The sequence below is a fragment of the Mesorhizobium sp. M7A.F.Ca.CA.002.09.1.1 genome, from assembly GCF_003998555.1.
Lineage (GTDB): Bacteria > Pseudomonadota > Alphaproteobacteria > Rhizobiales > Rhizobiaceae > Mesorhizobium > Mesorhizobium ciceri.
Map to the genome: position 1 here is coordinate 1 of NZ_RZRR01000364.1, position 5,202 is coordinate 5,202.

The window sequence follows — 5,202 nt, forward strand, 5'->3', positions numbered from 1 at the left end:
GCTCAGGCGCTGGCGAGCGCGCTTTGCTTTTCGGACGATGCCGCGGAGCGGCGCTTGCCGAAGGCGCGCAGGAAGGTACGCACGCCATTGGTCGCAGATTGCAGCACCTCGTCCTCGCGCGGCGAGCCGCCAAGCATGAACGTGGTCTGCAGTTCGGCATTGACGAGGCCAAGGAACTGGCGTGCCGCCACGTCCGGGTCCTCGATCGTGAGATAGCCGCCATAGGCGAGGCGGGCGAAGCGGGCGGCGATTGCCGGCCATGTCCTGCCCGGTCCCTGTTCGCGCCATTCGGCAAACAGTTCGGGATAGCGCTCGCCTTCGGTCTGGATCAGCTTGCGCAGGAATTTTCCATCGCGGTTGCAGATGCAATTCTGATTCAAACGCACCGCAAAGCCGATCAGGTCGGCTTCGAGATCCCCCGGCTGATCGGGGAAGGTGGCAATGGTGGCGAAGATGCCGGCATTGCAACGTTCGGTCAGATCACGGACCACAGCGACGAACAGTTTTTCCTTGTCGCCGTGATGGTTGTAGATGGTCTGGCGCGAGACGCCGGCTTCGGCGGCGATCAGGTCGATATTGGCGCCGGCGAAACCTTCGCGGCAAAACACGGTGGCGGCGGAGTCGACGATCGACAGGCGCTTGGCCTCATGACCGCGTGGCGGGAAAATGTCAGGAGAAACGTGCAGCTTCATAAAAAACTATATAGAGGTGATTGACGATTTAGACAAGAGTGTCTAAATTTGTGGACACAAGATTAAGAGATTTCGCATGAGAGAGACGAACAGAACTCGCTCTCGATGTGTCGGAATCTCACGGGATGGAACGTCCTAGGTTAGACGCCGCCTGGCGGCGGCAACCAGATTTGAAAGAAGCCTCTATCATGAGTCCCAAATTCCTCCGCATCGCGGTCGTGCTCGGCTTGTTGTCCGCCATCGGCCCGTTCGCCATCGACATGTATCTGCCCGCGCTGCCGTCGATCGGCGCCGATCTGCATGCCGGCACCGCTGCCGTGCAGATGAGCCTGTTGATCTTCTTCCTGTCGATGGGCTTTGGCCAGATCGTCGTCGGGCCGATCTCCGACATGGTCGGCCGCAAGCTGCCGCTCTACGGCGGCCTTGCGCTGTTCATGGTCGGCGGCATCGGTTCGGCAATGGCGCCGACCATCGAATGGCTGATCGCTTTCCGCTTCCTGCAGGGGCTTGGCGCCAGCGCCGGCATGGCCGTTCCGCGCGCCATCGTGCGCGACCTGCATACCGGCAATGAGGCTGCCAAGCTGATGTCCTTGCTGATGCTGGTATTTTCGGTGTCGCCGATCCTGGCGCCGCTGACCGGCAGCGTGATCATCGAGAATTTCGGCTGGCGTGCCGTGTTCTGGACGGTGACGGGCGCGGCTCTGCTGGCCACCATCCTTCTGGCGACCTCGCTCAAGGAGACGCGGCCGGTGGAAGATCGCGCCGGGTCCTCCTTCGGCACCGCGCTGTCGGCCTACCGCTTCCTGATGGGCGACCGTAACTTCCTCGGCCTCACGGCGATTGCCGGCTTCGGCATTGCCAGCTTCTTCGTCTATCTGTCGAGCTCGTCGTTCATCCTGATCGACCATTACGGCCTGTCGCCTTCGGTCTACAGCGTGTTCTTCTCGATCAACGCGGTCGCCTTCATCGGCATGTCGCAGATGACGGGGCTGCTGGCCGAGCGCTTCGGCCTGAGGCGCGTGGTGCGCGTTGCGGTGACCGGCTATGCCACGACGATGGTGGTGCTGTTCGCGGTGATGGCGACGGGCATCGACCGGCTCGACGTGATGGCGGCGCTGCTGTTCGTCGGCTACGGCTTCCTTGGTCTGGTCATTCCGACCACGTCGGTGCTGGCCATGGAAGAGCATGGCCAGATTGCCGGCACGGCGTCAGCGCTGATGGGCACGCTGCATTTCGCCATCGGCGCACTGGCCATGGGTGTTGCCGGCGTGTTCTTCGACGGTACGCCGCTGCCGATGGTGGCCGGCATCACGCTCTGCGCGGTGATTTCCTTCACGCTGGCCAAGGTCACGCTCGGCCGCTCTCGCGAGGCCGTCGAGGCGCCGGCCGAGTAGTAGACTTTCGATGAGAACGAAGGGGCCGGCTCATGCCGGCCTCTTTGCCATTGGGCGCGGACAGTTCCGTCCGAAAGGCGTTGACGACGCCCGGTTTCGGCTGTAGCAGCGATGGTCATGATGATCGCAACGGCTCTCGTGGTGGTAGGAAAGCGCATGGGCAGGATGGTGTAACCATCCGGCGATAGCCACCCATGCGCGGTAAACAGGCTCCTGACGGGGCCTTTTTTTATGCCCGAAATCCGGGCGATGCCCCGTCAATCATCCTCATCACGCAATACACCACGGATCAGAACCATGACGGGCGAGAACCCTATTCAAACCGCGAGCAAGCGCATGACAGGCGCGGAGATCGTTCTCCATGCACTCAGAGACAATGGCGTAGAGCATGTCTTCGGCTATCCTGGCGCCGCCTTGCTGCCGATCTACGACGAGATATTCCAACAGGATGACATCAAGCATATCCTCGTGCGCCATGAGCAAGGTGCGGGCCATGCCGCCGAAGGCTATGCACGGTCTACGGGCAAGGTCGGCGTCATGCTCGTCACATCCGGTCCAGGCACGACAAATGCGGTAACGCCACTGCAGGATGCGCTTATGGATTCGGTGCCGATCGTCTGCCTGACAGGACAGGTGCCGACAACGCTGATCGGCTCCGATGCCTTTCAGGAATGCGACACGGTCGGCATTACGCGGCCCTGCACCAAGCACAATTCGTTGGTCAAGGACGTCAACGAACTGGCGTCAACGATCCACAGGGCTTTTCACATCGCCAAGTCCGGACGACCGGGACCTGTCCTCGTCGACATGCCAAAGGACGTCCTGTTTGCCACCGGCGTGTACACGCCGCCCTCGGATGCTGCTGCACTGAAGAGCTGTCGGCCGACGGTGGAGAGCGACATCAACGAGATCGGCAAGGCGATAGAGTTGATGGCCAATGCCCGTCGTCCAGTCATTTATACCGGCGGTGGCATCGTCAATTCCGGCATGGAGGCATCGAGACTGCTGCGGGAGCTTGTCGAACTGACTGATTTCCCGATCACCTCGACCCTCATGGGGCTTGGCGCATATCCGGCATCCGGCAAGAACTGGCTGAAAATGGTCGGCCTGCACGGATCGTACGAAGCGAACATGGCCATGCATGAGTGCGACGTTATGCTCTGCATCGGCGCCCGCTTTGACGATCGCGTGACTTCGCGCGTGGAGGCTTTTTCACCGAGCTCAAGGAAGATCCATGTCGATATCGATCCGTCCTCGATCAACAAGACCGTCCGTGCCGACGTCGGCATTCAGGGCGATGCCGGCAAGGTGGTGGACAGCCTGGTTCGCTCATGGCGTGCGCTGCCGCAAAACCCTGACAGAAGACGCCTCGACGAATGGTGGAAACAGATCGCGCGCTGGCGCGGGCGCAACTCCTTCTCTTACGAAATGAGCAACGAGGTGATCATGCCGCAATACGCGGTCGAGCGTCTCTACGCGCTGACGAAGGATCGCGACACCTACATTACGACCGAAGTTGGCCAGCATCAGATGTGGGCGGCCCAGTTCTACGGTTTCGAAAAGCCGCGTCGCTGGATGACGTCGGGCGGCCTTGGTACGATGGGCTATGGCTTGCCGGCGGCATTGGGCGTGCAGATCGCGCACCCGGAAAGCCTTGTCATCGATATTGCCGGCGACGCATCTGTCCAGATGACGATGAAAGAGATGTCGGCGGCGGTTCAGTACAATGCGCCTATCAAGATATTCATCTTGAACAACTCTTACATGGGCATGGTTCGCCAGTGGCAGCAAATGCTTCACGGAAACCGCCTGGCGCATTCCTATTCCGAAACTTTGCCCGATTTCGTCAAACTGGCTGAAGCGTTCGGTGCGGTCGGCATACGTTGTGAGAAGCCGGCCGACCTCGATGATGCGATTCAGGAAATGATCGATGTAAACCGGCCGGTGCTCTTCGACTGCCGTGTTGCCGAACTCGCCAATTGCCTTCCGATGATCCGGACGGGCAGAGCCCATAATGAGATGCTCTTGCCCGGCGAGACCTTCGCCAGTGCAACCGATGAGATCGGCCAGGGACTGGTATAGACCCCAGAGCGGGATGCATTCGAATTGAATAGTGCATCCCGCTCGATTGCGTCCGACTTCAAGGCTACACCCCGGTTTGCGCCAGCACGAAGCGCAGCCGCGCCTCGACGGGGGCCAGCGGCAACGGAACCATCTCATAGCCCAGTTCCGTATAGACGCCGACCAGCGCATGGTGGGTACGCTCGGCCTCGTCGAGCGTATGCCTGCGCTCTTTGTCCTGCGCGAAGATCTCCGGCCAAAGCGGGGCGACGAAGACGCGCCGATGATAGCGGAAGCGCTCTGCGGCAGCGTGGGCGTGTTCGGGTATCGGCAGGCCGCTCAGGCTGAGATAGCCGAGCGTGTCCGGAACGCCTCGATCGAAAAAAACAGGACGCCCGGTCTGTTCTAGCGCAATTTGATACGAGCGCATCTCCCATGACAGCATCAACTCGGCAAACAGGGCGCGATCGTGCCAGGGCAAAGCGGGTCCGCCAATGGCGGACTGGTCGCGGATAATACCACGCCCGGCTTCGACCGAGGCGGCAAAGCCTGCCCGGCGCAGGGCTTCGATCAAGGTGGTCTTGCCGGAGCCGGGACCGCCGGTCAGCACAAAAAAGCGATCGGAATCGTTTTGCATGTTTTGTCCATGGAGAGGGAGCACGCGGCAGGGCGCGTTCGCGGCGGAACTGCCGTCGCGCATGCTGGATATCCGAGGAGGGGAGAAGTGGAGGTTTCTGTTGCCAGGTACCTCCGAACCCCGCCTAGAAGTGCGAACCTCTAGGGCTTGATTTGAAGCTATCGCACCGCTTACGCGGCGAGACGTGCTTCCGCATAGTTGTCATTTGCAACTACAGGTTTAGCCCGATGACGGTGGTACCATGCCGGGCAAAAGTACGATCTTTACACCTTCGTCGATCCTATTTCGCCCCCAGCAAAAACCGCTCTGTCGTCAACAGCGGCTTTTGGTGGAGGCGCCGGGTACCGCCCCCGGGTCCGAACGGCTTATTTCATCGCCCATTTATCGCCATAGTCGGTCAAGCCGACAAACCGAATAT

4 protein-coding genes and 1 other RNA gene are annotated in these 5,202 nt (G+C 60.6%); 2 read left to right on the forward strand and 3 right to left on the reverse strand.

Annotation, left to right across the window (positions count from 1 at the left end):
• Window positions 1-2: 2 nt before the first annotated feature.
• Window positions 3-692, reverse strand: a complete 690-nt coding sequence (locus EN994_RS16915) for a TetR/AcrR family transcriptional regulator (RefSeq protein ID WP_013531017.1) — start codon at window positions 690-692, stop codon at window positions 3-5.
• A 188-nt stretch (window positions 693-880) separates the two neighbouring features.
• On the opposite strand from EN994_RS16915, the gene EN994_RS16920 reads away from it, so the two are divergent.
• Together EN994_RS16920 and EN994_RS16925 are read left to right on the forward strand one after the other, a co-directional pair.
• Window positions 881-2,086 carry a multidrug effflux MFS transporter gene (locus tag EN994_RS16920; RefSeq protein ID WP_063168284.1) on the forward strand — a complete coding sequence of 402 codons (1,206 nt, stop codon included), beginning with the start codon at window positions 881-883 and terminating at the stop codon, window positions 2,084-2,086.
• A 297-nt stretch (window positions 2,087-2,383) separates the two neighbouring features.
• Window positions 2,384-4,168, forward strand: coding sequence for an acetolactate synthase 3 large subunit (locus tag EN994_RS16925; protein ID WP_063168283.1), 1,785 nt, complete (start codon window positions 2,384-2,386; stop codon window positions 4,166-4,168).
• A gap of 64 nt (window positions 4,169-4,232) precedes the next feature.
• On the opposite strand, the gene EN994_RS16930 is transcribed toward EN994_RS16925, so the two are convergent.
• Both EN994_RS16930 and ssrA read right to left on the reverse strand, forming a co-directional pair.
• Entirely contained in the window at window positions 4,233-4,784 is a 552-nt protein-coding gene (locus EN994_RS16930; protein ID WP_199489657.1) for an AAA family ATPase, read from the reverse strand.
• Between the two features lie 86 nt (window positions 4,785-4,870).
• Window positions 4,871-5,202, reverse strand: a transfer-messenger RNA (tmRNA) gene (gene ssrA / locus EN994_RS16935); the annotation flags it as partial.

Bases quoted from the DNA above. Each gene is read 5' to 3' on its own strand.
- EN994_RS16915 (WP_013531017.1), bottom strand. From the start codon at position 692: ATGAAGCTGCACGTTTCTCCTGACATTTTCCCGCCACGCGGTCATGAG.
- EN994_RS16920 (WP_063168284.1), top strand. From the start codon at position 881: ATGAGTCCCAAATTCCTCCGCATCGCGGTCGTGCTCGGCTTGTTGTCC.
- EN994_RS16925 (WP_063168283.1), top strand. From the start codon at position 2,384: ATGACGGGCGAGAACCCTATTCAAACCGCGAGCAAGCGCATGACAGGC.
- EN994_RS16930 (WP_199489657.1), bottom strand. From the start codon at position 4,784: ATGCAAAACGATTCCGATCGCTTTTTTGTGCTGACCGGCGGTCCCGGC.